This window comes from Psychrobacter sp. 1U2 (assembly GCF_051847575.1).
The window spans coordinates 1-638 of the sequence record NZ_JBPYDC010001301.1 but is presented as its reverse complement, the minus strand read 5'-3'; the positions used below and the strand labels follow the sequence as shown (position 1 = coordinate 638).

The 638-nt window shown below is 33.9% G+C and carries 1 protein-coding gene; it reads left to right on the top strand.

Annotated elements, in window-relative coordinates; all coding sequences use genetic code 11:
- Positions 1–188: 188 nt before the first annotated feature.
- Positions 189–638, top strand: a 450-nt coding sequence (locus ACS8FD_RS21765) for a hypothetical protein (RefSeq protein WP_439277405.1), incomplete at its 3' end; no start/stop codon positions are given.

Sequence of the window (638 nt, the reverse complement as noted above, 5' to 3'; positions counted from 1 at the left end):
AATGGTAGTGTGGCTCCGGCCATGTGAGAGTAGGTCATCGTCAGCTCTCTATTCCAAAAGCCCCCACAACAACGTTGTGGGGGCTTTTTCTTGTGCTAATAAATCGAATGTTAAAAATCTAATCTACCTATTGAAGTTTAATTGCTAAACTACTGGCTAAATGAATAAAGTAATAGAGAGTTTTAATCATGGTTCAGGTCGTTTTCGGTATTATCTTAGGTGTAATTGTTACTGTAGGCTACTTAGCTTTTAATTCTAAATTTCATTTCGACCATGAGCTTACTCTTAATATGGTTATCGCTACTGCAACGGTTGTAGCAACAGTGATTCATTTTGACAGTGTTCAGAAGCAAAAACGTGACCGAGTTTGGGAAATAAATAAAGGTAGCTTGCTTAATTTATCTCATGCCGTTGCTGATGCTATTGAAACTTCTTCTAAGTTAACAGACCAAGCATTTAATGAAATGCAGGGTATACCTGATGATACTTGTAATATTGATGCTACAAATACTGGTAATAAATTTCAAAAAACAATTTCAGAATCATTAAACGTCTATAAGCCATTACTTAATTCAAAGTTAATTGAAGCAATTGAAGACTATCAAGAAACTGAGCAAAAAATTATAGATAAATTTAAT